The organism is Jannaschia formosa, from assembly GCF_003340555.1.
GTDB classification, from domain to species: Bacteria; Pseudomonadota; Alphaproteobacteria; order Rhodobacterales; family Rhodobacteraceae; genus Jannaschia; species Jannaschia formosa.
The window spans coordinates 257,710-283,648 of record NZ_QPLJ01000002.1 but is presented as its reverse complement, the minus strand read 5'-3'; the positions used below and the strand labels follow the sequence as shown (position 1 = coordinate 283,648).

At 70.0% G+C, this 25,939-nt stretch carries 20 protein-coding genes; 8 read left to right on the top strand and 12 right to left on the bottom strand.

The annotated features are described in order from the left end of the window. Nucleotides 1-68: 68 nt before the first annotated feature. Nucleotides 69-2,594, top strand: coding sequence for an ABC transporter permease (locus DR046_RS04295; RefSeq protein ID WP_115380314.1), 2,526 nt, complete (start codon nucleotides 69-71; stop codon nucleotides 2,592-2,594). A gap of 245 nt (nucleotides 2,595-2,839) precedes the next feature. Here DR046_RS04295 and DR046_RS04290 read toward each other — a convergent pair whose 3' ends face one another. Further along, entirely contained in the window at nucleotides 2,840-4,999 is a 2,160-nt protein-coding gene (locus DR046_RS04290) for an esterase-like activity of phytase family protein (RefSeq protein ID WP_115380312.1), read from the bottom strand. A gap of 125 nt (nucleotides 5,000-5,124) precedes the next feature. Here DR046_RS04290 and DR046_RS04285 point away from each other — a divergent pair, with 125 nt between their 5' ends. The 4 genes from DR046_RS04285 to DR046_RS04270 all read left to right on the top strand — a co-directional run bounded on the left by DR046_RS04285 (nucleotide 5,125) and on the right by DR046_RS04270 (nucleotide 9,982). After that, on the top strand, nucleotides 5,125-6,063 hold the full coding sequence (locus DR046_RS04285) for an ABC transporter permease (RefSeq protein WP_115380310.1): 939 nt from the start codon (nucleotides 5,125-5,127) through the stop codon (nucleotides 6,061-6,063). Between the two features lie 8 nt (nucleotides 6,064-6,071). Beyond that, complete coding sequence (locus tag DR046_RS04280; protein WP_209313546.1) at nucleotides 6,072-6,875, top strand: ABC transporter permease; 804 nt, start codon at nucleotides 6,072-6,074, stop codon at nucleotides 6,873-6,875. After that, nucleotides 6,872-8,440, top strand: coding sequence for an ABC transporter ATP-binding protein (locus tag DR046_RS04275; RefSeq protein ID WP_115380306.1), 1,569 nt, complete (start codon nucleotides 6,872-6,874; stop codon nucleotides 8,438-8,440). Before DR046_RS04280 ends, DR046_RS04275 begins: the two co-directional genes overlap by 4 nt. A gap of 111 nt (nucleotides 8,441-8,551) precedes the next feature. Further along, entirely contained in the window at nucleotides 8,552-9,982 is a 1,431-nt protein-coding gene (locus DR046_RS04270) for an aldehyde dehydrogenase family protein (protein WP_115380304.1), read from the top strand. 129 nt (nucleotides 9,983-10,111) lie between these two features. Here the strand turns inward: DR046_RS04270 and pgi are convergent, their stop codons facing one another. The 4 genes from pgi to DR046_RS04250 form a co-directional block, all read right to left on the bottom strand. Then, nucleotides 10,112-11,701 carry a glucose-6-phosphate isomerase gene (gene pgi, locus DR046_RS04265; RefSeq protein ID WP_115380302.1) on the bottom strand — a complete coding sequence of 530 codons (1,590 nt, stop codon included), beginning with the start codon at nucleotides 11,699-11,701 and terminating at the stop codon, nucleotides 10,112-10,114. Nucleotides 11,702-11,754: 53 nt separating this feature from the next. Next, entirely contained in the window at nucleotides 11,755-12,426 is a 672-nt protein-coding gene (gene pgl, locus DR046_RS04260; RefSeq protein WP_115380300.1) for a 6-phosphogluconolactonase, read from the bottom strand. Between the two features lie 134 nt (nucleotides 12,427-12,560). After that, the gene (zwf, locus tag DR046_RS04255; protein WP_115380298.1) at nucleotides 12,561-14,015 is read right to left on the bottom strand and encodes a glucose-6-phosphate dehydrogenase; all 1,455 of its coding nucleotides are present in this window, start codon (nucleotides 14,013-14,015) and stop codon (nucleotides 12,561-12,563) included. A gap of 75 nt (nucleotides 14,016-14,090) precedes the next feature. After that, a complete protein-coding gene (locus tag DR046_RS04250; RefSeq protein ID WP_115380296.1) occupies nucleotides 14,091-15,233 on the bottom strand; it encodes an anhydro-N-acetylmuramic acid kinase in 1,143 nt (380 codons plus the stop codon). Between the two features lie 65 nt (nucleotides 15,234-15,298). Here DR046_RS04250 and tyrS point away from each other — a divergent pair, with 65 nt between their 5' ends. Further along, nucleotides 15,299-16,552 (top strand): tyrosine--tRNA ligase, encoded by a 1,254-nt coding sequence (gene tyrS, locus DR046_RS04245; RefSeq protein ID WP_115380294.1) that lies wholly within the window; start codon nucleotides 15,299-15,301, stop codon nucleotides 16,550-16,552. 63 nt (nucleotides 16,553-16,615) lie between these two features. After that, nucleotides 16,616-16,927 (top strand): hypothetical protein, encoded by a 312-nt coding sequence (locus DR046_RS04240; RefSeq protein WP_115380292.1) that lies wholly within the window; start codon nucleotides 16,616-16,618, stop codon nucleotides 16,925-16,927. 69 nt (nucleotides 16,928-16,996) lie between these two features. On the opposite strand, the gene DR046_RS04235 is transcribed toward DR046_RS04240, so the two are convergent. The 7 genes from DR046_RS04235 to DR046_RS04205 form a co-directional block, all read right to left on the bottom strand. Continuing rightward, nucleotides 16,997-17,545, bottom strand: a complete 549-nt coding sequence (locus DR046_RS04235) for a peptidylprolyl isomerase (RefSeq protein WP_115380291.1) — start codon at nucleotides 17,543-17,545, stop codon at nucleotides 16,997-16,999. Further along, a complete protein-coding gene (locus DR046_RS04230; protein WP_115380289.1) occupies nucleotides 17,538-18,038 on the bottom strand; it encodes a peptidylprolyl isomerase in 501 nt (166 codons plus the stop codon). The genes DR046_RS04235 and DR046_RS04230 overlap by 8 nt, the downstream gene beginning before the upstream one ends. A 70-nt stretch (nucleotides 18,039-18,108) precedes the next feature. Further along, entirely contained in the window at nucleotides 18,109-19,215 is a 1,107-nt protein-coding gene (locus DR046_RS04225; RefSeq protein ID WP_115380287.1) for a PAS domain-containing protein, read from the bottom strand. 83 nt (nucleotides 19,216-19,298) lie between these two features. Further along, nucleotides 19,299-19,958, bottom strand: a complete 660-nt coding sequence (locus DR046_RS04220; protein WP_115380285.1) for a DUF533 domain-containing protein — start codon at nucleotides 19,956-19,958, stop codon at nucleotides 19,299-19,301. 61 nt (nucleotides 19,959-20,019) lie between these two features. Beyond that, nucleotides 20,020-22,374, bottom strand: coding sequence for a TRAP transporter large permease (locus DR046_RS04215; RefSeq protein ID WP_115380283.1), 2,355 nt, complete (start codon nucleotides 22,372-22,374; stop codon nucleotides 20,020-20,022). A 79-nt stretch (nucleotides 22,375-22,453) separates the two neighbouring features. Continuing rightward, nucleotides 22,454-23,371 carry a TRAP transporter small permease subunit gene (locus DR046_RS04210; RefSeq protein ID WP_115380281.1) on the bottom strand — a complete coding sequence of 306 codons (918 nt, stop codon included), beginning with the start codon at nucleotides 23,369-23,371 and terminating at the stop codon, nucleotides 22,454-22,456. Between the two features lie 123 nt (nucleotides 23,372-23,494). Then, the gene (locus DR046_RS04205) at nucleotides 23,495-24,583 is read right to left on the bottom strand and encodes a TRAP transporter substrate-binding protein (RefSeq protein WP_115380279.1); all 1,089 of its coding nucleotides are present in this window, start codon (nucleotides 24,581-24,583) and stop codon (nucleotides 23,495-23,497) included. A gap of 379 nt (nucleotides 24,584-24,962) precedes the next feature. Between DR046_RS04205 and DR046_RS04200 the strand changes: the two genes are divergently transcribed. After that, on the top strand, nucleotides 24,963-25,910 hold the full coding sequence (locus DR046_RS04200) for a TAXI family TRAP transporter solute-binding subunit (RefSeq protein WP_115380277.1): 948 nt from the start codon (nucleotides 24,963-24,965) through the stop codon (nucleotides 25,908-25,910). Nucleotides 25,911-25,939 lie beyond the last annotated feature (29 nt).

Here is a 25,939-nt window from a genome sequence, read left to right as displayed (position 1 = left end):
GCCTGCGGTCGACCGCAGGCGCATCCGCGGTCGACCGCGGATGGTCCCGACCGGGCCGGAGCACTCCGATGAACTGGCTCACGCAAGCTGCCCGCATCGCCGGGCGCGAACTCCGCGGCGGGCTCGGGGGCTTCTACATCTTCCTCGCCTGCCTTGCGCTGGGCGTGGCGGCAATCGCCGCCGTCGGCTCGGTCCGGGTCTCGATCACCGAGGGGCTGGAGCGCGAGGGCCGCAACATCCTCGGCGGCGACGTGGAGGTCGAATGGGACTTCCGCGGCGCCTCCGAGGCGGAGCGCGCCTATCTGGCGAGTCTCGGCACGCTGTCCGAGATCCACGACTTCCGCTCGATGGCCGCGACCGGCGATGGGTCCGAGGCCGACAGGGCGCTGACCCAGGTGAAGGCCGTCGACGACCTCTACCCGCTGGTGGGCGAGGTCGAGCTTTCGCCCGAGATCCCCCTCGAGGAGGCACTGGCAGGCGACGGCGTCGTCGTCCATCCCGTACTGGCCGACCGTCTGGGGCTGGAGGTCGGCGACGCGCTCTGGCTCGGGTCGAAGCCGCTGACCATCACCGCGCTTCTGCGGCGCGAACCCGACGCGGGGGCCGACGGCTTCGGCCTCGGTCCGCGTACGCTGGTCCGCCGCGCCACGCTGGAGGAGTCGGGGCTTCTCTCCGAAGGCTCGATGTACGAAACAAAGTACCGGCTGCTCCTGCCCGCCGAGACCTCCGACGACGCGCTGGATGCCCTGAAGGCGGCGACCGATACGGAGCTGGAGGGAACCGGCGCGCGCTGGCGCGACCGCCGCAACGCTGCCCCGCAGGTGGAGCGTTTCGTCGACCGGATCGGCTCCTTCCTCGTGCTGGTCGGGCTCGCTGGCCTCGCCGTGGGAGGGGTCGGCGTCTCGGCCGCCGTGCGCGCCTATCTCGATCGCAAGACCCCCGTCATCGCCACGCTCAAGACCGTCGGCGCCGAAGGCAGGACGATCTTCGCAGCCTACCTGATGCAGATCGGCGTGCTGGCCGCGGTGGGCATCGTGCTGGGCCTGATCCTCGGTGTCCTCATCCCGCTCGCCGCCGGTCCTTTCATCGAGGCGCGCCTGCCCGTGCCGGTGGCGCTGGGCATCCATCCCTTTCCGCTGGTCGAGGCGGCGCTCTACGGTGCGCTCACGGCGCTGATCTTCACGCTCTGGCCGCTCGCGCGGACGGAGCAGGTGCGGGCCGCGTCGCTCTTCCGCGACGTCTCGGGCCCGGCGCGGGGCCTGCCGCGAAAGCGCTACATGGCGGCGCTGGCCATCTCGGCGGCGCTGCTGATCGGGCTCTCGGCCTGGCTGTCGGGCATTCCGGAGCTGGCGCTCTATGCCGCGGGCGGAATACTTGCCGCGCTGGTCGTGCTGGTCGGGGCGGCCTGGGGCGTGCGGGCGCTGTCGCGCAGGCTGGCGCGGACGCGCCTCGCCCGCGGCCATCCCGCGCTGCGCCTCGCGCTCGGCGCCGTCGGCGGCCCGGGCGGCGAGGCGACGGCGGTGGTGCTTTCGCTGGGCCTGGGGCTCACGGTGCTGGCCGCCGTTGGCCAGATCGACGCCAACATGCGCGCCGCCATCGACCGCGACCTGCCCGAGATCGCGCCCTCCTACTTCTTCGTCGACATCCAGCCCGACCAGTTGTCGCGCTTCCTGGAGCGGGTGCAGGGCGATCCGGCCGTCAATCGCGTCGATTATGCGCCCATGCTCGGCGGCGTCGTGCGCTCGATCGGCGGCACGCCCGCGCGGGAGATCGACCACTGGGTCACCCGCGGCGACCGGCGCATCAGCTTCGCCGACGCGCTGCCGGCGGGGACGCGGCTGACGGCGGGTGAGTGGTGGCCCGAGGGCTACGACGGCGCGCCGCAGATCTCCTTCGCGCAGGAGGAGGCGGAGGAGATCGGCGTCGAGATCGGCGACGAGGTGGTGATGAACGTGCTCGGCCGCGACATCACGGCGACGGTCACCTCCTTCCGCGAGGTCGACTTCTCGTCGGGCGGCATCGGCTTCGTGATGATCTTCAACGAGGCCGCCCTGTCGGGCGCGCCGCATACCTGGCTCTCGACCGTCTACGCCGAGGAGGAGGCAGAGGGGCAGCTGCTGCGCGACGTGGCGGGGGACGCGCCCAACATCACGGCGATCCGGGTGCGCGACGCCATCGACCTCGTGACCGAGGCGCTGTCGGCGCTGGCCGCCGCGACGTCCTGGGGGGCGGGCGCGACGCTGCTGACGGGCTTCGTCGTTCTGATCGGCGCGGCTGCTGCGGGCGAGCGCGGGCGTGTCTTCGAGGCCTCGGTCCTGAAGACGCTGGGCGCCACGCGCGGCACGATCCTGACGAGCTTCGCAATCCGCTCGGCGCTGCTGGGGGCGGCGGCGGGGGTGGTCGCGATCGCGGGCGGCGCCGTCGCAGGCTGGGGCGTGCTGACCATGGTGATGGAAGCGCCCTACGCCTTCGAACCGGTCTCGGCGCTGGTCATCGTGCTGGGCGGCGCGCTCGCGACCCTGCTCGCCGGCCTGGCCTTCGCCTGGCGGCCGCTCGCGGCCCGGCCGGCGCGGATCCTCCGGGCGCAGGAGTGAGCGGACCGGACGGCGCCGCGGTCCGCCGCCCTCGCCAGCGTCGAGGCGGGAGGGGGCTCTGCCCCCGCTCGCTTCGCTCGCCCCCCGAGGTATTTCGGGCGAGATGAGAGAGCCGGCGCGTTAACCTTGACGATCGGTTAACCGGAAGCGTGGTCCGCGATCGAGGAAGGAAAAAGGTCCGGCACCGCGGGATGCCGGACCTGAGATGCGGATCAATGCGTCGGTGAAAGGGCTTCGGGTGGAATTCAGTTCAGGTCGAACGAGAAGAACAGCGTCTCGCCCGAGCTGTCATCGACGCCGTCGTTGTCGGTGACCACGTAGGCGGTCCCCTCCGGCGTGATGGCGAGGCCCTCGACCTTGTCGACGACATAGCCGCCGGTGGCGCGCAGGTCCGGGAGCAGGTCGCGGACGACCTCCTTGGTGGCGACGGGCGGGGTCTCGCCCAGGGGCACGAAGTCGAGCCCGTCGAGCGAAACGCGGGTGATCTGCTTCAGCCGGGCGGCCTCGCCGATCAGGTTGTCGCGCTCGATCAGGTAGAGCGCGCCGTCATGGGCGACGATCTCCGAGAGGCCGACCCAGCCGGTTGCGGCGGGCTCGGTCGGATAGTGGACGACGCCCCATTCCTCGGCCGCAAGGTCGTAGCGCAGCAGCTTCACGTGGTTCGCCGGGTCGTCGCGCCATGGGCGCTGGATCGCGATGTAGAGCATATCGCCGTCGCGGGTCACGCCCTCCATCCCGAAGCGGAGTTCCACGTCGCGCAGCGCCTCGGGCAGCGCGATCTCCTCGCCGATCTCTCCATCGGGACCGACATGCAGGAGCGCATGGGGGATCAGCCGGTCCGACCGGCCCTCGGAGGCGAGCCAGAACCCGCCCTGCCCGTCCGTGGCGATGCCTTCGAGGTCCAGCTTCTGCGCCGGGTTTCCGCCGCGGGTGACATCGACATGGCCGGTGATGCGTGCGGGCGTCCCGGACGGGTCGATGGTGAAGATCCGCGGCTGGTCGCCGTAGAAGCTGTCGTTGACCGCATAGAGCAGCCCGCCCTCGGCCACGAGGCCAGACATGGCGCCCCAGCCGATCAGTTCGTCGGAACCCGCCGAGGTGAGATGCGGATAGACGGGCGCATCGTCGGCATATTCATAGATCATCACATGCGCCCGGGCGCCGCCGTCTTCGCCAAGGTCGCCCTCGTTCGCGGTCACCAGCAGCCCGCGATCGGCCAGCACCGCATAGCCCTCCGGTCCGACGCCCGAGGGGAGAAGCTGTGTCAGCACCGGCGCGGCGGGATCGGTCACATCGTAGACGCCGACGACCGAAGCGCGCTCCGCCCCGACGAAGACCATGGGCGTCCCGGCGACCTCGGCAAAGGCGACCGACTCGGGCTCCACCCCCTTCGCGTCGGAGCGGCGGTCGGGATAATGGCCGATCTCGGCGATGGCGCGCTCGAACGCGCTGCCGTTCTCGTAGACGACGGTTCCGTCCTGATTGAAGATCGTCCAGCCGCGCGCGCCGCCCTCGTAGTCGCCTTCATTGGCGGTGGCGAAGTGGTCGGCGTCGATCCAGGCCACCGCGTCCGGTTCGCGCAGGCGGCCCGGCTGGTCCTCTTCGAAGCGGAGCGCGCCGCGCGCGGCGCCGTCGGCATCGGTCGCGTCGATGCCGGTCAGGTCGACGGCGCCGGCGGGGAAGTGCGACCGCACCTCGCCGGTGCGGGACAGCACGACGATATGGTTGTTCTCCTGCAGGGTGACGACGACCTCGCCCTCTGCATTGATCGAGACGTATTCCGGCTCCGGGTCCGAAGGCGCGACCTCGGCCAGGCCCGTGACGTCGGCCACGCGCGCGGTCTCGCAGTCGATCAGACCTTCGGCGGTCAGATCGACCATGAAGACCGACCCGGCGGGCATCTGCGGGAGGACGCCGTCGTTCAGGTCTTCGTCGCGCTCGTTCTCGATGGCGACGGCGAGGAAGCTCGCATCGGGCGCGATGGCGACGCTGTCGGGCTGGCCCGGCAGGTCGCAGCGGCCGACCTCGGTCCGGGTCGCGATCTCGATCCCGGCTAGGTAGCCCGAGGGATCGGTATAGCTTTCGGAGGTGTTCACCCCGACCAGCGCGTGGCCGCCGGCGGTCGCGACCGAGGTCGGCTCGCCCTCCAGCATCATCGCGCCGAGCGGCTGCGGGCGGGCCGGGTCGGAGATGTCGATGAAGCCCAGCGCGCCCAGCGGGCTGTCGGTATAGACCAGCGTGTCCCCAGAGGCGGCGATGATTTCGGGCGCGGTCTCGGTCGCCGGATCGGTGCCCTCGGGCAGGTTGGAGGTTACCGGAAAGCTGGCGATGCGGTCGAAGCCCTGCGCGTTCACGGCACTGGCCAGGGCGAGCGCGGACGCCCCGAGTAGAAGATGACGGATCATGGATGCCCCCTGCATGTATCGCGCGATGTCGCCGCGACGGGTGACGCCGACGTTACGGTTTCGCGACGGTTCGATGACGGCCCCCGCCCCTTTCGCCCGCGCGGTGGCGCTTGTAGCGTCCGCCCATGCTTCGCGCCGCCCTCTCCCGCGCCTTGTCGCTGCTGCTGTCGCTGGCGGTGGCGAGCCTCGTGATCTTCCTGATGCTGCAGGCGGTGCCGGGCGATCCGGCAGCCTTCATGCTGGGACTGAACGCCGCGCCCGACACGGTGGCCGCGCTGCGCGCGGAGCTTGGGCTGGAGGGCGGGCTCGTCGCGCGGTATCTCGACTGGGTCGGAGGGATGCTCGCCGGCGATCTCGGCACGTCCTATACCTACCGCGTGCCGGTGGCGGAGCTGGTGGCGGAGCGGATCACGGTCTCGGGGCCGCTCGCGCTCTACGCGCTGGCGCTGACGGTGATCATCGCGGTCCCGGTCGGGCTGCTGGCCGCGTCGCGCCGGGGCGGCCCGGCGGACTGGGGGGTGATGGGGGCGACGCAACTCGGCATCGCGATCCCGAACTTCTGGTTCGGGATGCTCCTGGTCCTCGTCTTCGCGGTGACGCTGCGCTGGGTCCCGGCGGGGGGCTTTCCGGGCTGGTCGGACCCGCTCGCCGCGCTCAGGTCCCTGACGCTTCCCGCCGTCGCGCTGGCCCTGCCGCAGGCGTCCATCCTGGCGCGGGTGCTGCGCTCGGCGCTGCTCGACACGCTCGACCGGGACTACATCCGCACCGCCCGCGCCAAGGGCCTGTCCCGCCGCGCCGTCGTGATCCGCCACGGGCTCCGCAACGCGGCCATCCCGGTGCTGACCATCCTCGGCCTGCAACTGAGCTTCCTGATCGCCGGTGTCGTGGTCATCGAGAACGTCTTCTTCCTGCCGGGCCTCGGCCGGCTGATCTTCCAGGGCATCACCCAGCGCGACCTGATCGTGGTGCAGTCGGTGACCATGCTGCTGGTCTTCACCGTCATCTGCGTCAGCTTCCTGGTGGAGATCGCCTATGCCGCCGCCGACCCGAGGCTGCGCGCGTGAGAGGCGCGATGGGGATCGGCGCGGTGTTGACCGCGATCTTCGCGGCGGCGGCGCTCGTCTCGCTGCTCTGGGTGCCCCATGACGTCACGCGGCTCGACGTCTCGCAGCGGCTGCTGGCGCCTTCGGCCGCGCATCCGCTGGGCACCGACCATTTCGGGCGCGACATGCTGTCGATGCTGATGGAGGGCGCGCGCACCTCCATTGCCGTCGCGCTGGTCGCCGTCGGCATCGGCGTCGCCGTGGGCGTGCCGCTGGGCCTCTGGGCGGCGGCGAAGCGGGGCGGTTGGGTGGACGAACTCATCATGCGCGGCAACGACCTGATCTTCGCCTTCCCCTCGCTGGTCATCGCGATCCTGATCACGGCGGTCTTCGGCCCCTCGGCCCTGAACGCGATCCTCGCCATCGGAATCTTCAACATCCCCGTCTTCGCCCGGGTCGCGCGCGGTGGCGCGCTGCCGCTCTGGACGCTGGACTACGTCATGGCGGCGCGGGTCGCGGGCAAGGGGCGCGCCCGGATCTCGGCCGAGCACATCCTGCCCAACATCGCCAACCTGCTGATCGTGCAGGCGACGATCCAGTTCTCGCTGGGCATCCTGGCCGAGGCGGCGCTTTCCTACCTAGGTCTTGGCGCCCAGCCCCCGACGGCCAGCTGGGGCCGGATGCTCGCCGACGCGCAGACGATGATCTATACCGAGCCGCAGCTCGCCATCCTGCCGGGGCTCGCCATCGTCGGGATGGTGCTTGGCCTGAACCTTCTGGGCGACGGGTTGCGCGACGCGCTCGACCCCCGGCTCCGGCGCCGCGCATTATGACTGCGGAACCCTCGCCGACCGAAACGGCACCGCTCATCGCCGTCCACGACCTGTCGCTCGCCATCCATGGAGAGGCGATCCTGCACGATGTCGGCCTCGACATCGCGCCCGGCCGCGTCACCGCGCTGGTGGGCGAAAGCGGGTCGGGCAAGTCCATGACCGCCCTCGCGCTGATCGGCCTGCTGCCCGAAGGCGCCGCGACGACCGGGGCCGCCATGCTCGACGGGCGCGACCTGCTCTCGTTGCCGGAGCGCGAGTGGCTCAACCTTCGCGGCGGCGATATCGGCATGATCTTTCAGGAGCCGATGACGGCGCTCAATCCGGTCCAGACCATCGGCGCGCAGGTCTCCGAGACGCTGCGCCTGCGCGGCACCCCGCGGGCCGAGGCACTGCGCATCGCGCGCGACCGGCTGGACCGGGTGGGCCTCGGGCAGCTGCCGCTCGACCGCTACCCGCACCAGTTGTCGGGCGGGCAGCGGCAGCGGGTCTGCATCGCGATGGCCATCGCCCGCCGCCCTCGCCTGCTGATCGCCGACGAACCGACCACCGCGCTCGACGTGACGACGCAGGCCGGAATCCTCCAACTCCTGCGCGACCTCGTCGACGAGGAGGGCATGGCGCTGCTGCTCATCACCCATGACCTCGGCGTCGTGGCGCGGATCGCCGACCACGTCGCGGTCATGCAGGCGGGCCGCATAGTCGAGCAGGATGCGACCGAGCGGCTGTTCCGGGCCCATGCCCATCCCTACACGCGCGACCTGCTCGCCGCATCGCGCCCCGCCCCGCGCGAGCGGCGCGCAAGCCGGGGCGGCCCGGTGCTGCAGGCCGACGGCCTGACCCGCCGCTACGGCGCGGTGACGGCCGTCGACGCGGTCAGCTTCACGCTCCACCGGGCGGAGAGCCTCGGGCTGGTGGGCGAGTCGGGCTGCGGCAAGTCGACCCTCACCCGCGCGCTTCTGGGGTTGGAGCCGATCCAGGCCGGGTCGCTCTGGTTCCAGGGCGAAGCCGGCGGGATTGCGATGACGAAGGCGCAGCGCGCGAAGATGTCGGTGGTCTTCCAGGACCCCTATGGCAGCTTCGACCCGCGCTGGACTGTCGCCCGCATCCTGGCGGAGCCCTTCCACCTGACGGGCCGCCCGCCCGACGCCTGGGCCCGCGCCGCCGAGGCGCTGGAGCAGGTCGGCCTTTCGGCGTCGGACCTCGGCAAGTACCCTCACGAATTCTCCGGCGGCCAGCGCCAGCGCATCGCCATCGCCCGCGCGCTGATCACCGAGCCGGAGGTGCTCGTCCTCGACGAGGCCGTATCGGCGCTCGACGTGCGCGTCCGCGCGCAGGTGCTGGCGCTGCTCGACGACCTCCAGCAGCGGCTCGGCCTCGCCTACCTCTTCATCAGCCACGACCTCGCCGTCGTCCGCGCCATCTGCGACCGCGTTCTGGTCATGCGCGGCGGGAAGATCGTCGAGGACGGCCCCATCGCCCGCGTCTGGTCCGCCCCCGCCTCGGACTACACCCGCAGCCTGATCGACGCCGCGCCCGCGATCCCGGAAGGCTGGGCCGCCTCCTGATCCACCGGCCTCTCCTTCCTGTGGCCGAAAATACTCCGGGGAGCGCGAGGGGCTGGCCCCTCGCTCCCGCCCGTGCCACCACTCCCGACGGCGCAGGAGGAGAGACACGAGATGGCAGCCTGGTTCGACACCGAAGAGATGCTGATCGGCGGGCAGTGGGTGCGCGCGGCGGAAACGCTGGTGCTGGAGAACCCCTCCACCGGCCAGCCCATCGGCGCCATCCCCCGGGGCCAGTCGCGCGAGATCGACGCCGCCGTCGCCGCGGCCAGCGAAGCGCGGCGCGGTCCCTGGGGGCGGATGACCGCGCTCGAAAGGGGTCGGCTGCTGACCGAGATGGGCCGGCTCGTGCTGGCGCGGGTCGAGGACCTTGCCCGGCTGGAGGCGACGGATGTCGGCAAGCCGCTGACGCAGGCGCGGGCCGATGCCGTCGCGCTGGCTCGCTACCTGGAGTTCTACGGCGGCGCCGCCGACAAGGTCCATGGCGAGACGATCCCCTATCTCGACGGCTATACCGTCTATACGCTGCGCCAGCCGCACGGCGTCACCGGCCATATCGTGCCTTGGAACTACCCGATGCAGATCATCGGCCGGTCCGTCGGCGCGGCGCTCGCCATGGGCAATGCCTGCGTCCTGAAACCCGCCGAGGAGGCCTGCCTGACCGCCCTCGCCTTCGCGCGGATCGCGGTCGAGGCGGGGCTGCCCGATGGCGCGCTGAACGTCGTCCCGGGCCTCGGGCAGGAGGCCGGGGCGGCGTTGGCCGGACATCCGGGCGTCCACCATGTCAGCTTCACCGGCTCCGTCGCCACCGGCGTCAAGGTGCAGCAGGCGGCCGGGGCCAACGTCGTGCCGGTCACGCTGGAGCTGGGTGGCAAGTCCCCCCAGCTCGTCTTCGAGGATGCCGATCTCGACGCCGCCCTGCCCTTCCTCGTCAACGCCGGCATCCAGAACGCCGGTCAGACCTGCTCGGCCGCCTCGCGCATCCTCGTCCACCGCGCCCTCCATGACGAGGTCGTGGAGCGTATGGCCGAACGATATCGCGCCCTGCGCGTCGGCCCCGCGCTCGACGACCTGGAGGTCGGGCCGCTGATCTCCGCCCGCCAGAAGGAAATCGTCGAAGGCTTCCTCGCCCAGGCGGGCGACCTGACCGTCGCGGCCCAGGGCCGGATCGTCGCGGAGGGCGGGCACTACGTCGCGCCGACCCTGCTGACCGGCGTCACCCCCGACCACCGCCTCGCACAGGCCGAGATCTTCGGCCCAGTGCAGGTCGTCATCCCCTTCGCCTCCGAAGAGGAGGCCGTCGCCATCGCCAACGGCACCGATTACGGCCTCGTCGCCGGGGTCTGGACCCGGGACGGCGGCCGCCAGATGCGGCTCGCGCGCGACCTTCATGCGGGGCAGGTCTTCGTCAACAACTACGGTGCGGGCGGCGGGGTGGAGCTTCCCTTCGGCGGCGTCGGCAAGTCCGGGCACGGGCGCGAGAAGGGGTTCGAGGCGCTCTACGGCTTCAGCCAGCTCAAGACGGTGGCTGCGCGGCACGGCTGAGCACGCGCCGTTCCGCAACACGCCCGCATGAGGCCGGGCGCCCCATCGCTGTCATCGCCGGGGCAGGAGCTCGGTGGCTGGAGCGCCGGGTCAGGCCCGCCCGAGCGTATCACCGAGAACCCGAACCCCTCACCCCCGCCACGCCAGCAACTGCCCCAGCAGCGCCCGCGTCGATGCGTCCTTGTCCGACGCGTCGGCCCCCTCGACCAGCGGGCCAAGCGAGGTCGCCAGCTCTTTCCCGAGTTCGACGCCCCACTGGTCGAAGCTGTTGATCCCCAGCATCGCGCCCTCGACGAAGACGCGATGCTCGTAGAGCGCGACGATCCCGCCCAGCGTCGCCGGATCCAGCAGCGGATAGATCAGCGTCGTGGACGGGCGGTTCCCCTCGAAGACGCGATGGGCGGCCTGCCGCTCCAGTTCGGCGCCCTCGTACTTGCCCGCCACCTTCTCGCGCGCCTCGGAATGACTGCGCCCGCGCAGCAGCGCCTCGGATTGCGCAAGGCAGTTCGCCATCAACAGCTTGTGGTGATGGTCGAGATCGGGCTCATGCCCACGCGCGGCGACCATGAACTCGCAAGGGACGGGCGTGCGGCCCTGGTGGATGAGCTGGTAGAAGGCGTGCTGCCCGTTCGTGCCGGGCTCGCCCCAGACGACGGGGCCGGCGGGGCCGGGCAGCGTCGTGCCGTCCATCGTCACGCCCTTGCCGTTCGACTCCATCTCCAGCTGCTGCAGGTAGGCCGGCAGCCGCGCCAGACGGTTGTCGTAGGGCAGCACCGCGCGGGTCGGGTAGCCGCAGACCTGGTGGTGCCAGATCCCGACCAGCGCCAGAAGGACCGGCATGTTCCGGGCCAGCGGCGCCTCGCGGAAATGGTCGTCCATGGCGCGCGCGCCGGCGAGGAAGTCGTCGAAGGCCTCCGGCCCGATGGCGATCATCAGCGACAGGCCGATCGGCCCCCACATCGAATAGCGCCCGCCGACCCAGTCGGCGAAACCGAAGACGCGGGACGGGTCGATCCCGAACGCGCTCGTCTTCTCCTGCGCCGTCGAGAGCGCCGCGAACTGTGCGGCGGGATCCGACACGGTCTCGCCCATCCAGCCCTTCGCCGTCTCCGCGTTGGTCAGCGTCTCGATCGTGGTGAAGGTCTTGGAGGCGACGATCACCAGCGTCGTCGCCGGGTCGAGCCCCTTCGCCGTGTCCGCCCAGTCCGCGCCGTCCACGTTCGAGACGAAATGTGTCCGCGGCCCGTCATGATAGGGCGCCAGCGCCAGCGCCGCCATGGCTGGGCCGAGATCGGAGCCGCCGATGCCGATATTGACCACGTCGGTGATCCGGCCGCCCTGCCCCGCGAAGCTGCCGTCGCGGACAGCGCGGGCGAAGGCGCGCATCCGCGTCAGCGTGCTCTGCACCTCCGGCATGACGTCCTCGCCGTCCACCGTGACGGGCCGCGTGCCGCGCAGCGCGGTGTGCAGGACTGCGCGGCCCTCGGTCTCGTTGATCGCGGCGCCGTCGAACATCGCGTCGCGGCGGGCGGGCACCGCGCCGGCCATCTCCAGAAGCATGTCGAGCGCCGCGACGGGGATCGAGGTCTTCGAGGCGTCGAAGAGGAATGGCCCCTCGGTCACGCGCAGCCGGGCGTTGCGGTCCTCGTCCTCGAGCAGCGCGGAGATGGGCGTGCCGGTCAGGCCGCGAAGGCGTTCGATGCCGGTCCAGAAGTCCATGAAGGCGGTCCTTTCGTGCGGTTGTCGTGGGTCCCGGGGGCGGCGCCTCGCGCTCAGGGCGCCCAGTGCACGGTCGCGTCCCTGAGGAAGGCGGCGATGGGCAGATCCATCGGATCGGCGCGGCGGGCCTTCTCCAGCACGGCGCGCTTCTCGTTGCCCATGATCAGGACATGCGTCTCCATCGCGTCCTCCAGCACGCGCCGGGTGAGCGTGACGCGCGGCTCGCCCGCACCTTCGGCGCGCATCGGCAGCAGGATCGGTGCGTCGGGCGCCATCGCCTGCTCCAGCAGGTCCGCGCCGGGGAAAAGGCTTGCCGTGTGGCCGTCCGTGCCCATGCCGAGCAGCAGCAGCGAGATCGGAAGCTCGCCATCGAAGGCGGGCAGCAGGTCCGGAATCCCCTCCTCCGGTGTGGGGGCGTCGTTGACCAGAGGCACATGCACGGCCGCCGCGGCGCGGTCGGTCAGCAGGGTGCGCTTCAGGAGCGTGGTGTTCGACCGCTCGTGCCCCTCGGGCACCCAGCGCTCGTCGTTGAGGAAAACATGCACCCGCTCCCAGTCGAGCCGCGCGCCAGAAAGCGCGGCGAAGGTCTCGCCCGGGGACGACCCGCCGGGCACGCAGAGGCTCGCGCGCTCGTGGACCATCAGGCAGTTCTTGAGCGCCGAGGCGAGCGCATCGGCCAGCCCGAGGGCCAGCATCTCGCGATCCGCATAGTCGATCAGCTCCATCCGTCCTCTCCTCCCGGGGACACTGGTGGCGCCCCCTTCCTGTGGCCGGAAATACTCCGGGGGGATTTCCAAGGGGGCCCGAGGCCCCCTTGGGCCGGGGGGTGCGGGGGGCGGGAGCCCCCCGCTTTCCCCTTTCAGACGTCGAGTTCGCGCCAGCGTCGGCCGTCGCGATGCATCAGCATCATCGCCTCTTCCGGACCGGAAGAGCCTTGCGCGTACTTGTACGGCTGCGCGCCGCGGTCGATCCAGCCCTCGATGATCGGGTCGGTCCAGGCCCAGGCAGCCTCGACCTCGTCTCCGCGCATGAACAGGGTCTGGTTGCCGCGGATCACGTCCATGATCAGCCGTTCGTAGGCATCGGGAATCTCCTCGCCATCGGGGCCCAGCGCGTCCGCGAAGGTCATGTCCAGGGGCACGTTGACCAGACGCATGCCGCCCGGTCCCGGTTCCTTGATCGTCACCGACAGGTCGATCCCCTCGTCGGGCTGAAGCCGGATCGTCAGCGCATTGGCCGAGGACCCTTCGTCGCGGTCGAAGATCGAGTGCGGCGTCTCCTTGAACTGGATGACGATCTCGGACAGGCGCCGGGTCATGCGCTTGCCGGTGCGCAGGTAGAAGGGCGTGCCCTTCCAGCGCCAGTTGGAGATCGAGACCTTCAGCGCGACATAGCTTTCGGTGCGGCTCTGCGGGTTCTCGGCATCGTCCAGATAGGACGGCCCGTCCGGCCCCTCCTTGTACTGACCGCGCACGATCTCGGCGGGGGTCAGCGGGTCGAGCGCGCGGATCACCTTCAGCTTCTCGTCGCGCAGCATGTCGGCGTCGAAATGCGTCGGCGGTTCCATCGCGGTCAGGCAGAGAAGCTGCATGAGGTGGTTCTGCACCATGTCCCGCATCGCGCCGGCGGTGTCGTAATAGGCGCCGCGTCCGCCGACGCCCACGGTCTCGGCCACGGTGATCTGGACGTGGTCGACATAGCGCTCGTTCCAGAGCGGCTCGAACAGGACATTGGCGAAGCGGACCGCCATCAGGTTCTGCACCGTCTCCTTGCCGAGGAAATGGTCGATCCGGTAGATCTGATGCTCGTCGAAGCTGGCGGCGAGGTCGGCGTTGAGCTTCCTCGCGCTCTCAAGGTCGACGCCGAAGGGCTTCTCGACGACGAGGCGCGAGTTCTCGCAGGCGATCCCGTGCGAGCGAAGCCGCTGCGCGAGCGGGCCGAACAGCGACGGCGCCACCGAGAAGTAGAACGCCTTCACCGCCTCGTCGCGCACCGACTCCTTCAGCCGGTCCCAGCCGCCATCGCCCTTCGCGTCGACGGGGATGTAGCTGCACTGCGCGAGGAAGTCGGCGATCGCCTGCTCCTGCCGCTTGCCGGCACTCACGAAGCTGTCGAGCGCCTCGCGCACCAGACCGCGGAAGCCCTCGTCGTCCATCTCGGACCGGGCCGCGCCGATGATGCGCGCCGTCGGCGGCACCTGCCCGGCAAGGAAGCGGCGGTAGAGCGAGGGCAGGATCTTCCGCGACGCGAGATCGCCGGTCGCACCGAAGAGCACCAGGTCGAAATCGTCGACGGGGATCGTTCTGGAGACCATGTCACGTCCTTCCGGGCTGATCTTTTCCGGGGTCGCTCTCGGACCCGAACTGCGGGGCGCCGTCATATGGTAGCGCTAACGGCCTCCCTCTATCCGGCGGCCCAAGTGGTGTCTAGCGTCAAGGGCGGAAAGGTCCAGATCGCCGCTGACCTTCGCGCCACCGACATTGGCCCGCACCCCGGTCGTGCCGGGGAACGAGGTCGGCAGCCCCCGCGCGGCCCGCACGGCAAGAAAACCGAAGGCCTGCGCCTCCAGCATGTCGCCGTCGAGCCGCACCGCCTCGACCGGCACCGTCTCGCAGAGCGTCGCACGCGCCAGCGCGTCCATGATCGCCGGGTTGCGGCGCCCGCCCCCGGTGACCAGCAGCCGCTCGGGCCGGGTCGGACAGCGCTCCAGCCCCAGCGCGACGGCGCCCGCGACGACCGCGACCCAGGTCGCGACGGCATCGGCGGTGGGCAGCGCGTCGATCTCTGCACCGGTCTCGGCGAAGTCGCCCCGGTCGAGCGACTTGGGCGGTTGGCGCTCGAAATAGGGATGCTCCAGCACGGCGCGGACGAGGTCGATATGGACCCGGCCTTCGGCGGCCAGCGACCCGCCCTCGTCGAAGGGCAGGCCCAGCCGGGCCTGAACCAGGTCGTCGATGGGCGCGTTGGCGGGACCGGTGTCGAAGGCGAGCAGCGCGCCCTCCTCCTCCATCGGGCGGGCGGGGTCGAGCCAGGTCAGGTTCCCGACGCCGCCGAGGTTGAGGAAGGCCACCGGGGCGGTCGCGCCGACATGGCGGGCGCAGGCATGGTGATAGGCCGGGGCGAGCGGCGCGCCCTCGCCCCCCAGCGTCACGTCGGAGCTGCGGAAGTCCCAGACCACCGGCCGGCCCGTCGCCCGGGCCAGAGCATCGCCGTCGCCTGCCTGATGCGTGCGGCGCCTGCCGGGATCGTGGGCAAGGGTCTGGCCGTGAAAGCCGATCACGTCGGGCGGGGCGAACTGCGCCAGAAGCTCGCGATGCGCGGCCTCGACCACGCCGGCGGCCTCGGCCACGCCGGGCTCGCCGTGCCAGAGGCCGAGTGCCGCGCGGATGGTCCTCCGCTCCGCCTCCGTATAGACGCGGTAGCGCGCTTCGCCGAAGCGGGCGATGGACTCGCCGTCGGTCCAGATCTCCGCCGCATCGACCCCGTCCAGCGAGGTGCCCGACATCGTGCCCAAGGCCCGGATCGGCCGCATGTCCCTTCCCCTTCGCGATGGCTCCGCCTATTGAAGCCGCACCGACAACAGGAACCTAACCCGAGATGACCTACCACCCCAAATCCGACTTCCTGCGCGTGATGATCGAGCGTGGCTTCCTGGCCGACTGCACCGATTATCAGGGGCTCGACGAAGCTCTGATCGCGGGGATCGTCCCGGGCTATATCGGCTTCGACGCCACGGCGTCTTCGCTGCATGTCGGCTCGCTGATCCAGATCATGATGCTGCGCTGGCTGCAGAAGACCGGCGGCAAGCCCATCGTGCTGATGGGGGGTGGCACGACCAAGGTCGGCGACCCGTCCTTCCGCGCCGAGGAGCGGCCGCTGCTCACGCCCGAGCAGATCGAGTCCAACATCGCGGGCATCAAGGCGGTCTTCGCGCCCTACGTGACCTTCGGCGATGGCCAGACCGACGCGCTCATGGTCAACAACGACGACTGGCTGGACGGGCTGAACTACCTGTCCTTCCTGCGCGATGTGGGCCGCCATTTCAGCGTCAACCGGATGCTCAGCTTCGAGTCGGTCAAGTCGCGCCTCGACCGCGAGCAGTCGCTCAGCTTCCTCGAGTTCAACTACATGATCCTCCAGGCCTACGACTTCCTGGAGCTGCACCGCCGCCACGGCTGCCTGCTGCAGATGGGCGGGTCGGACCAGTGGGGCAACATCGTCAACGGGATCGACCTGACGCGCCGCATCCTCGACGATCAGGTCTTCGGCCTGACCTCGCCGCTGCTGACGACGTCGGACGGCAAGAAGATGGGCAAGTCCCAGTCCGGCGCGATCTGGCTCAGCGCCGACCTGCTTTCGCCCTACGAGTTCTGGCAGTTCTGGCGCAACACGGCCGACGCCGATGTGGGCCGCTTCCTGAAGCTCTATACCGAGCTGCCCGTGGACGAATGCGACCGGCTGGGCGCTCTCGAAGGGGCGGAGGTAAACGAGGCCAAGGTGCGGCTCGCCAACGAGGTCACGACGCTTCTGCACGGAGCCGAAGCGGCGGCGGCGGCCGAGACCACCGCCCGCGAGGTGTTTGAGAGGGGCGGTGCGGGCGAGGACCTGCCGACGGCGACCGTCACCTCCGAGGAGGCCGCGGCCGGGGTGTCGGTCGTCCAGCTCTTCGTGCGCAGCGGGCTCGCCAAGTCCGGCAAGGAAGCCAAGCGCCTCATCGCCGAGGGCGGCGCGCGGGTGAACGACGAGGCCCTGTCGGACCCCGGCCTCGTGCTCGCCGGTCCGGCCTTCGCCGAGCCGGTCAAGCTGTCGGCCGGACGCAAGCGTCACGCGCTCGTGAAGCGGGAAGACTGATCGGAACTCTCCGCGGGGGATGCGGGTTTCTTCAGTAACCGCATTCACCGCAGGAGGTCCGCCATGAGCGCCCCCGACACGAACCTCGACAAGCAGAAACGCCGCCATGCCGGCCCGCTGATCGGCATGGCCGCCGGTGTCACCCTGGCCGGGATTCTGATCTTCGCCCTCTTCACCTTCCTGGCGGAGTCGCCCGGCGAAGGCGAAGCCGACATCGTTCCCAGCCCGGATGTCGCCGACGTCGTCCCCGAGGGCGTCGAGATCGACGAGCTGGAGAGCCAAGCCCCGATCACCGTGGCCCCCGACTCGGAAGGCCCGCCGACCGTGCGCGGCGGCGGACGCGACGGCGAACTCATCGTGGTACCGACCGAGTGACGCCATCGCCCGGAACGTGAAAAAGGCCCGCGCGAGCGGGCCTTTTGCCGTGGTCGGACCCGATCCGCGTCACTCGATGACGCGGACGTCCTCCATCACGTCGGGCGCGCCGGTGACGGCGCCGCCGCGGCCTTCGCCGCGCTTGATCCGGTCGACCACGTCCATGCCCTCCGTCACCTCGCCGATGACGGTGTACTGGCCGTCGAGGTGAGGCGCGGGCGCGAACATGATGAAGAACTGGCTGTTGGCCGAGTTCGGGTTCGCCGCGCGGGCCATTCCGACGACGCCGCGCTCGAAGGAACGGTCCGAGAACTCGGCGTCGAGATCGTCGAGATCGCTTCCCCCGGTCCCGGCCAGCGCCATGTTGCCGCCGATGCGGCCATGCTGCACGTCCCCGGTCTGCGCCATGAAGCCGTCGATCACGCGATGGAAGACGACGCCGTCATAGGCGCCCTGCTCGGCCAGCTGGGTGATCTGGGCGACATGGGCGGGGGCCACGTCCTCGTAGAGGTCGATGGTGATCGTGCCCTCGGCCTCGCCGGTCACGTCGATCTCGAGCCCCGCGGCCTGCACGGCGCCGGCGGCCAGCATGGCCGCGATGAAGGTGAGCTTATGCATCGGCGGCAACCTTGACGGAGATCATCTTGTCGGGGTTTGCGGGCGGCTCGCCGCGGGTGATCTTGTCGACATGCTCCATCCCCTCGATGACGCGGCCATAGACCGTGTACTGCCGGTTGAGGAAGTGGTTGTCGGCGAAGTTGATGAAGAACTGGCTGTTGGCCGAATCCGGGTTCTGCGACCGGGCGGCGCCCAGCGTGCCGCGGTCATGCGGGATGCCCGAGAACTCGGCCTTGAGGTTCGGCTTGTCACTGCCGCCGGTGCCGGCGCGGCCCATCGAGCCGCCTTCCTTGCCGTGCTCGACATCGCCGGTCTGGGCCATGAAGCCGTCGATGACGCGGTGGAAGACCACGCCGTCATAGGCACCCTCGCGGGCCAGCTCCTTCATCCGCTCGCAATGGCCCGGCGCGATGTCGGGCAGAAGCTCGATGGTCACGGGGCCGTCCTTGAGCTCGATGATGACGGTATTCTCGGGATCCTTGATCTCGGCCATGGCGAGGTCTCCTTCCTGGGTCTCGACCGCTACCTATGCTGCGGCCGGGCGGAGGGAAAGGCCGCGCCGCTCATTCTCCGGGCAGTCTTGGCGTCTCGCCGCTCCGCGCGCCCTCCGCATCGCTGACGACGCGGGTGCCGTCGCCTTCCAGCGACGTGTCGAGGACGCTGTCGAAATCGAGCAGCACGACCGAGCCGCCGGACCCGCTCGCCACCTTCAGCTCGGCGCCGAGCTGGCGGACGAGGCCCGAGACGATCCGGGCGCCGAGATTGCCGGTCTTCGGCCAGTCCTCGCTCATCCCGATGCCGTCGTCGCTGACCGAAAGCCTCACGCGGTCGCCGCCGCCCTGCTTAAGGCTGACGCTGATCATCCCTTCCTCGCGCCCGACGAAGGCGTGCTGAAGCGTGTTGGACAATATCTCGGAGGTGATGAGCCCGAGCTGCGCGGCCGGTTCACTGCGCATGTAGACCGGATCGACGTCGATCGAGATCCGGATGTCGCGCCGCCCGTCCAGCGCGCCGACGGTCGAGGCGACGCGGCTGACATAGCCGCCCGCAGAGACGACGTCGTAGCGCGGCGCCTGGGCCTGCGGCGGGCGCGAGAACTCGTCATAGAGCAGCGACAGCGCGTTGATCCGGCGCGACAGCAGGTCGTAGCCGTGGCTTCCCTCGTCGGCGTGGGACTGCATCCGCACCAGCGAGGCGACCATCTGAAGGTGGTTCTTCATTCGGTGCTGCATCTCTGCGATGCGATCGTCGATGGCCGTTACCGAATGGCCGTCGCGCGGGGGCGTGCTCAGCACCTCCGACTGGAGGCCGACGAAGGCGTGCAGGTCCCCGTTCGCGTCGAAGACCGGAGAAATCATCAGCCGGTTCCTGAAGGGCTTGCCGTCGGCCCGCGTGTTGCGCAGCGTGACCGTCACCGGTTCGCGGGCGGCGATGGCGTCCGAGAGCACGCGGATCTCCTCCTGGTCGACGTCGTCGCCCTGCAGGAAGCGGCAGTTGCGGCCCACCACCGCCGAAGCCGAATAGCCGGTCAGCCGCTCGAAGGCGCCGTTGACGTAGACGATGGGGTTATCGACCTGGTTGGGGTCGGTCAGGACCATCGAGAGCGGGACGTTGGCGAGGATGGCCTCGCCGACCCGAAAGTAGATATCCTCGCCCTTGATCCCGTCCATCGACACCCCCGGTCAGACAGGCGGACTATGCCGTTCCTCCCGCAGGGGTTGCAAGCCTCGGATCGCGTCAAGGCTTCAGGGGGTCAGCGCGGCTTGCCCGCCGCCTCGTGCAGTTGGGCCACCTCGGCGTCGCGCAGGCGCAGCCCGCGCGCGAAGCTGGCAAGGAAGGCCCGCTCGGCCGGACGGTCGGGGTCGATGGCCGTCAGGGCGGCGGCATAGACTTCCGACTCGTGGCCGACGGGGACGTCCCGCGCCAGCGCGTCGGGATCGACCGGCTCCTGCAGGGCGGAGTCGAGCGCGGCGCGGTCCTCCTCCGTCTCCATGTCGCCCATGATCTGGTGCAGGGTGTCACGCTCCGCCGCGTCGATCTCGCCGTCGGCGCGGACGGCCTGCCCGATGGCGCGGATCATCGCGCGGGCGGTGTCCTCGTCCTGCGGTCCGGCCTCGGCCATCCGCATCGCGTGCTCCGGCCCGGCGGTGCTTGCCAGCGCGCCAGAGCCGCCGGCCATCGCAGCCAGCCCGCCGAGCAGGCCACCGAGCCCGCCCTTCGTGGCCTGCCCGCCGCCCAGCGCGCCCAGAACCGCGCCCAGCCCACCGCCAGACCCGCCGGCGCTGCCGGCGCCGGAGCTGCGGGCAAGCTGGTCGCGGATGCCGGACATGCCGCCGCGACTGCGGAAAGCCTGGTAACCCTTGGCGGCGGCGAAGGCGATGGCCATCCGCGTGGCGGTGCGCTTGAGCGACATGATCGGTCTCCCTCTGTGGTCGCCGGAAAACGCGCCGACCCCGCCCTCCGTTCCCGGCCGATCAGGGCAACAGGTTCGGCACGATGGTCACGATGGCGGGGAAGAACCACAGGATCGCCAGCCCCGCGAGCTGGATCAGCACGAAGGGCAGCACGCCACGATAGATGTGACCGGTGGTCACCTCCTTCGGCGCGACCCCGCGCAGGTAGAACAGCGCAAAGCCGAAGGGCGGCGTCAGGAACGAGGTCTGCAGGTTGACCGCGATCATGATCGTCACCCAGCTCGGATCGAAGGCGCCGCCATAGATGACCGGGCCGACGATCGGCACGACGATGTAGATGATCTCAAGGAAGTCGAGGACGAAGCCCAGGATGAACAGAACCAGCATGACGATCAGGAAGACCGTCAGCTCGTTGTCGAAGCTGCGCAGGAAGTCCTGGATGTAGTGCTCTCCGCCGAAGGAGATCAGCACGAGGTTCAGGAGCTGCGAGCCGATGAGGATGGTGAAGACCATGCTCGTGACCTTCGCCGTCTCGCGCACGACCGGACCCAGCACGCCGGTGCGGAACAGCACCCAGCAGGCGTAGAGCAGGCCGAGGAAGGCGGCGTGATAGGCGATCTGCGCGATCACCCCGGCGATGATGTCGCCGGTCGTCGTCGTCTCCAGCCCCATCCGCAGGTCGAAGTTGACCCCGAAGAGCAGCATCACGACCAGCGCCAGCGAGGCGAGCAGGATCACGGACCCCTTGCCGTTCCCCTCCTCCTCCAGCTTGCGGTAGGCGGCCAGCATGATCGCACCGCCCGCGCCAAGTGCGGCGGCCGGGGTCGGGTTGGTGATGCCGCCCAGGATCGAGCCCAGCACCGCGACGATCAGCACCAGCGGCGGGAAGACCACGCGCAGAAGCTCGTTCCGGGCCAGCCGCGAGAAGGCGGGACCGACGCCATAGAGCACCAGCGCCATCGGGATCGCCAGCAGAACGAAGGTCGCCCCGGAGGAGGTCGTCGGCCCGATCAGAAGCCAGTCGATCAGGAAGGCCAGCGCGACGCCCCCGGCGCCGACCAGCAGCGGCCGGGCGTCGGCCAACGGATTGACCGCGCGGGCCGTCGACAGGACCAGCGCCAGGCCGATGAACAGGACCGCGACGCCCGTGCCGATGGGCGCCGCGTTGGCGATGGCGGCGAGGCGCGCGGTCTCACGCTCCTCGGCGGTGCGCTCCTGCGCCATCTGCACGCCGCCCGAGGCGTCTATCTCGGCCTGCTGGGCCACGGCGGCGTCCCAAGCCGCCTGCCCGTGCAGCGCGATCATCGCGTCCCGGCAATCCGGCGACACCTGTGTGCGCAACGAGGCGGTCGCCCCGGCTTCGGTGAAGCTGGAGACGCGGACGTCCTGGCTGCCGACGACGCCGACCTGCCCCAGCAGGACGGCGCCCACGATCAGAGCGGCGGGTACGCCCAGGGCCCAGGTCAGCATGTCCTCGCGGGTCGAGATCGTGCCCTGCCCGTCTTCCATCCGGACGGCGGGTGCCTTGGAAGGGTTCAGCAGCGCGAAGCCGAAGGCGTAGGCGCCATAGAGGAAGGCAAGCAGGATGCCGGGCAGCAGCGCCGCCTGGAACAGCGTGCCTACCGAGACGACGGCGGGCGTGCCGAGGTAGGTCAGGGCGTCCGTGCAGCCGACGAGCTGGGCCCGGTTCTCCTGCGCGGTCGAGTAGATGTCGCCCGCGAGGGTGCCCAGAAGCACGATCACGATGGACGGCGGGATGATCTGGCCCAGCGTGCCGGAGGCCGCGATCACGCCGGTGGCGAGCTCCGGCGAGTAGTTGTTGCGCAGCATAGTCGGCAGGGCCAGCAGACCCATCGTGACGACGGTCGCGCCGACGATTCCCGTGGAGGCGGCGAGGAAGGCGCCCACGATCACGATGGAAACGGCGAGCCCGCCCGGCAGCGGCCCGAAGACCCGCGCCATCGTGGTCAGCAGGTCGTTCGCGATCTTAGACCGCTCCAGCGTGATGCCCATCATCACGAACATCAGCACCGCGAGCAGCGTCTCGATCGAGGCACCGGCGATCACCCGCTCGTTCATGCGGTTGACGATGAAGGAGATGTTGCGGTCCAGCGCCACTTCCCAGCCGCCGGGGAAGAGCGGTTCGATCACGCGCGGAAGCTCGGGGTAGCGGAAGATCGAGATGGCGTCGCGCCGGACCCCCTCGGCCACGAGCTGCGCATACTCGGCAGACCCGGTGTCGATGGCGGCGTGGAGCAGGATCCCGGCGCTGTCGAGCGCGGCGATGATCCCGAAGCTGATAACCCCCGCGCCGGCGATGGCGAAGGCGACCGGGAAGCCCGACATGATGCCTCCGAAAAGGCAAAGGAAGACGATGATCAGGCCGACTTCGACCCCGTCCAGTCCGAATGGCATCCGTTGTTCCCCTCGTGTCGGCCCCCGGCCTTTTGGCGGAAGGGTGGCCGTTGTCGTTCGTGTCGACGCCGCGCGGGCGTCAGTGGATCTCCGCCACCCGCTGCGCGTCCTCGTCCCCCAGGACGTCGCGGTCGAGGTAGCGGTCGGCGCTCAGCTCACCCTCGCGGTATTCCAGCCAGGACCGCCAGAAGAAGGTCAGCGCCTGGAAGAAGGAGATCGCGGCGAAGCAGAGGATGAGGACCTTGAACAGGAAATAGGCGTCGAAGCCGTTCGGGCTGAAGCTGATGGTCTCGACGTTCCAGCGCACCGCCCGGGCCTTCATCAGCAACCTGTCGAGATCTTCCGAGGCCGAGGTGGCGGGGGTGATCATCGAGCGCCAGAAGAAGAACCAGGAGAACAGCCAGATCAGCACCACCGACGGCACCATGAAGAGCAGCGATCCCGCCATGTCGATCGCCCGCTTGGTGCGGTGCGAGACGGCGGAATAGACGAGGTCGACGCGGACATGCCCGCCCTGGATGAAGGTCCAGCCGACGCAGAGACACACGACGATGGCGTTGTAGAGCTTCAGCTCTTCCGAATACCAGCTCAGGTCGCGGGTGAAGGTCGTGCCGAAGGGGCCGATCGAGATCTCCGAGACGCGGAAGATGCGCTGCAGGAACACGATCATGATCTGCTGCAGGACGAGGATCAGACCGGCCCAGGCGGCGACCCGGCCGACCCAGTTGAGGATGGCCTCGTTGACGCGCACGACGCCCCAGAGGAAGTCGCGGAAGAAGTATCCGGCGACGGTGATCACGAGGAAGATCGCGAACAGGACGAAGAAGAACTCGACCGAGGCGCCGTAGTAGATGAATCGCATCAGCGACTGCTTGGCCTCGATCGTCTCGATCCCACCCGTCCAAGCCAGCCACGACCCCGGGTTCACCAGCGCCATCACCAGGTTGTACGGAGCGAGGACGATCTCGAGCAGGAGGGCTCCGATCCAGTCGAGCATGGCGATCTCCTGTCAGGCCGGCATCGTGCGCCGGGCGGCTCGGGCAGTCTGTCACATCGAGATCGGCCCGCCCCCCGACGAGAGGGGCGGGCCGGAGCGGTCAGGGCATCATGCGCCCCGGGGTCACATCCCCAGGATGCGGTTGCGCTGGGCGGCGAACTCGCCTTCCGAGCGCGAGGCCCACTGGGCGGAGCTGTTCATCGACGCCATGTAGCTGTCGTGGACGCGCTTGTAGAACTCGTCGCCCGCGATCGGAGCTTCGATGACTTCCTTGGCCGCGGCGCCGAACGCGTCCCAGACGGAGTCGGGGAACTCGCGAACCTGGACACCGCCCTGCTGCAGGCGCGACAGCGCCGCCGCGTTGTTCGCCATGAACAGCGACATCGTCCAGATGTTGTCGGCGCGGGCTGCCTGCTGCACGATCGACTGCTGCGCGGGCGTCAGGCTGTCGAAGACCTCGAGGTTCCACACGACGTTCAGGTTCGGGCCAGGCTCGTGGAAGCCGGCGGGGTAGTAGATCTTGGTGATTTCCTGGAAGCCGGCCTTCTCGTCCGCCCAGGGTCCGATCCACTCCGTGCCGTCGATCGCGCCGGAGGCCAGCGCCTGATAGACTTCGGAGCCGGGCAGGTTCTGCACGGACGCGCCGAGCTTGCCCAGGACCTCGCCGCCCTGGCCGGGCATGCGGAAGCGCAGGCCCTGGAAGTCCTCGGGGCCGTTGATCTCCTGCCGGAACCAGCCGCCGGCCTGCGGACCGGTGTTGCCCGCCGGGAAGGCCTTCAGGCCGAAGATCGAATAGAGTTCGTCGGCCAGCTCGCGCCCGCCCTCATGGTAGAACCAGTTGTTGAACTCCATGTAGGTCATGCCGAACGGGATCTGCGAGAAGAACGACAGCGACGGGTCGTTCGCCAGGAAGTAGTAGTCCACCCCGTGGTAGAGATCGGCCTGTCCCGAGGACACCGCGTCGAACACCTCGAAGGGCCCCACCAGCTCGCCGCCGGCACGCAGGTCGATGGTCAGCTGACCGTCGCTCATCGCGGTGACGGCGTCGGCATAATACTGGGCCGAATCGTGCACACCGGCGAGACCGCGGCCCCAGGTCGTGACCAGCGTCAGCGTGCGGTTGCCCTGCGCATAGGCGGGCGCGGCGAGCGCGGTCGCGCCGGCGGCGGCGCCACCGATGGCGGAATTCTTCAGGAATGAACGACGGTCCATTTCTTCCTCCCTATATGAAATGCCTGAACCACCCTCCCGGCGGCCCGGCAGCCCCTGTCTCGAGACCTGGCGCGACACTAGGCATCCGCGGGGCCGTGTCAAATACCGGATACTACGCAGCACACCCCGAATCCGGGGCCACCGCGCGCGCGCTGGCGTGGCGGCGTTGCGGCCACGAGACGGCCCCGCCGCGGACCAAATGCCGCCGCGCGCGCCCCCTACGGCTTCGGGTCGAGAGGATCGACTGTGCCCGCGCTCCGCCTGCGCGCCCCTCTGGGTGCAACCGGGCTGCGCGGCCTGATGCGGGCGGCCGTCGTCTCGTCCATCCATCCCGGCGCCGCCCGCGAGGGGCCGCGTCCCCGCACAGGAACGACACGAGATGAGATCGCTGAGCTTGAAACTGGCCCTCGCGGCCGCGCTGACGCTGGCGCCGGGCCTCGCCTCCGCCGAGACCGGCACGATCCGGATCGGGACGGGCGGCCTGACCGGGGTCTACTACCCGACCGGCACCGAGATCTGCGGGCTGCTCAACGCCGGAAAGCCCGCGCCGGTCTGCGAGGCGGTCAGCTCCGGCGGGTCGGTCGCCAATATCGAGGCCGTCCGCGACGGCACCTTCACCTTCGGGATCGCGCAATCCGACGTCGTCGCCGCCGCCTATGCGGGCGAGGGCGCCTTTGCGGACGCCGAGCCCTATCGCGACCTTCGGGTCCTGTTCTCGCTCCATGCCGAGGCGCTTCAGGTGCTCGTGGCGGCCGACTCGGACATCAAGACGGTGGCGGACCTGCGCGGCAAGCGCGTCAATGTCGGCAATCCGGGCTCGGGCACCCGCGTCCTGACCGACATGATGCTGGCCAGCGCGGGCATGGGAGTCTCCGCGCTTGGCGAGGCCGCCGAACTCGAGACGGCCGACCAGTCGAAGGCGATCTGCGACAGGACGCTGGACGCCGTCACCATCGTGGCGGGCCTGCCCAACGGCCTTGCCATGGAGGCGACGATCAACTGCGCGACCCGCCTGCTCGACCTGCGCTCGGCCGGCATGTACGACCTGATGAAGGCGAACCGCGCCTTCGCCGAGGTGCGTGTGCCGGGCGGGACCTACCCCGGCAACCCCGCCGACGTCGTGACCTGGGGTCCGCGGGCCGTCGTCGTGGTCGACGCGAGCACCTCGGCCGAGGAGGTCGGGATGCTCGTCGAGGCGGTCTTCGACAACATCAGACGGCTGCGGCGGTCGCATCCCGCGCTCCAGTTCCTGGACCTGTCGGAGATGAAGACCCAGGGCCTGTCGGCGCCGCTGCATCCGGGCGTGGCCGAGTACCTGTTCAACTGAGCTGACGCGGTCGGGGGCTGGCGTCCCGG

Coding starts and splice junctions, on each gene's coding strand:
- DR046_RS04230 (WP_115380289.1), bottom strand. CDS start 18,038: ATGGCCGAGATCAAGGATCCCGAGAATACCGTCATCATCGAGCTCAAG.
- DR046_RS04210 (WP_115380281.1), bottom strand. CDS start 23,371: ATGCTCGACTGGATCGGAGCCCTCCTGCTCGAGATCGTCCTCGCTCCG.
- DR046_RS04275 (WP_115380306.1), top strand. CDS start 6,872: ATGACTGCGGAACCCTCGCCGACCGAAACGGCACCGCTCATCGCCGTC.
- DR046_RS04295 (WP_115380314.1), top strand. CDS start 69: ATGAACTGGCTCACGCAAGCTGCCCGCATCGCCGGGCGCGAACTCCGC.
- pgi (WP_115380302.1), bottom strand. CDS start 11,701: ATGGACTTCTGGACCGGCATCGAACGCCTTCGCGGCCTGACCGGCACG.
- DR046_RS04270 (WP_115380304.1), top strand. CDS start 8,552: ATGGCAGCCTGGTTCGACACCGAAGAGATGCTGATCGGCGGGCAGTGG.
- tyrS (WP_115380294.1), top strand. CDS start 15,299: ATGACCTACCACCCCAAATCCGACTTCCTGCGCGTGATGATCGAGCGT.
- zwf (WP_115380298.1), bottom strand. CDS start 14,015: ATGGTCTCCAGAACGATCCCCGTCGACGATTTCGACCTGGTGCTCTTC.
- DR046_RS04240 (WP_115380292.1), top strand. CDS start 16,616: ATGAGCGCCCCCGACACGAACCTCGACAAGCAGAAACGCCGCCATGCC.
- DR046_RS04285 (WP_115380310.1), top strand. CDS start 5,125: ATGCTTCGCGCCGCCCTCTCCCGCGCCTTGTCGCTGCTGCTGTCGCTG.
- pgl (WP_115380300.1), bottom strand. CDS start 12,426: ATGGAGCTGATCGACTATGCGGATCGCGAGATGCTGGCCCTCGGGCTG.
- DR046_RS04290 (WP_115380312.1), bottom strand. CDS start 4,999: ATGATCCGTCATCTTCTACTCGGGGCGTCCGCGCTCGCCCTGGCCAGT.
- DR046_RS04225 (WP_115380287.1), bottom strand. CDS start 19,215: ATGGACGGGATCAAGGGCGAGGATATCTACTTTCGGGTCGGCGAGGCC.
- DR046_RS04250 (WP_115380296.1), bottom strand. CDS start 15,233: ATGCGGCCGATCCGGGCCTTGGGCACGATGTCGGGCACCTCGCTGGAC.
- DR046_RS04215 (WP_115380283.1), bottom strand. CDS start 22,374: ATGCCATTCGGACTGGACGGGGTCGAAGTCGGCCTGATCATCGTCTTC.
- DR046_RS04280 (WP_209313546.1), top strand. CDS start 6,072: ATGGGGATCGGCGCGGTGTTGACCGCGATCTTCGCGGCGGCGGCGCTC.
- DR046_RS04205 (WP_115380279.1), bottom strand. CDS start 24,583: ATGGACCGTCGTTCATTCCTGAAGAATTCCGCCATCGGTGGCGCCGCC.
- DR046_RS04220 (WP_115380285.1), bottom strand. CDS start 19,958: ATGTCGCTCAAGCGCACCGCCACGCGGATGGCCATCGCCTTCGCCGCC.
- DR046_RS04200 (WP_115380277.1), top strand. CDS start 24,963: ATGAGATCGCTGAGCTTGAAACTGGCCCTCGCGGCCGCGCTGACGCTG.
- DR046_RS04235 (WP_115380291.1), bottom strand. CDS start 17,545: ATGCATAAGCTCACCTTCATCGCGGCCATGCTGGCCGCCGGCGCCGTG.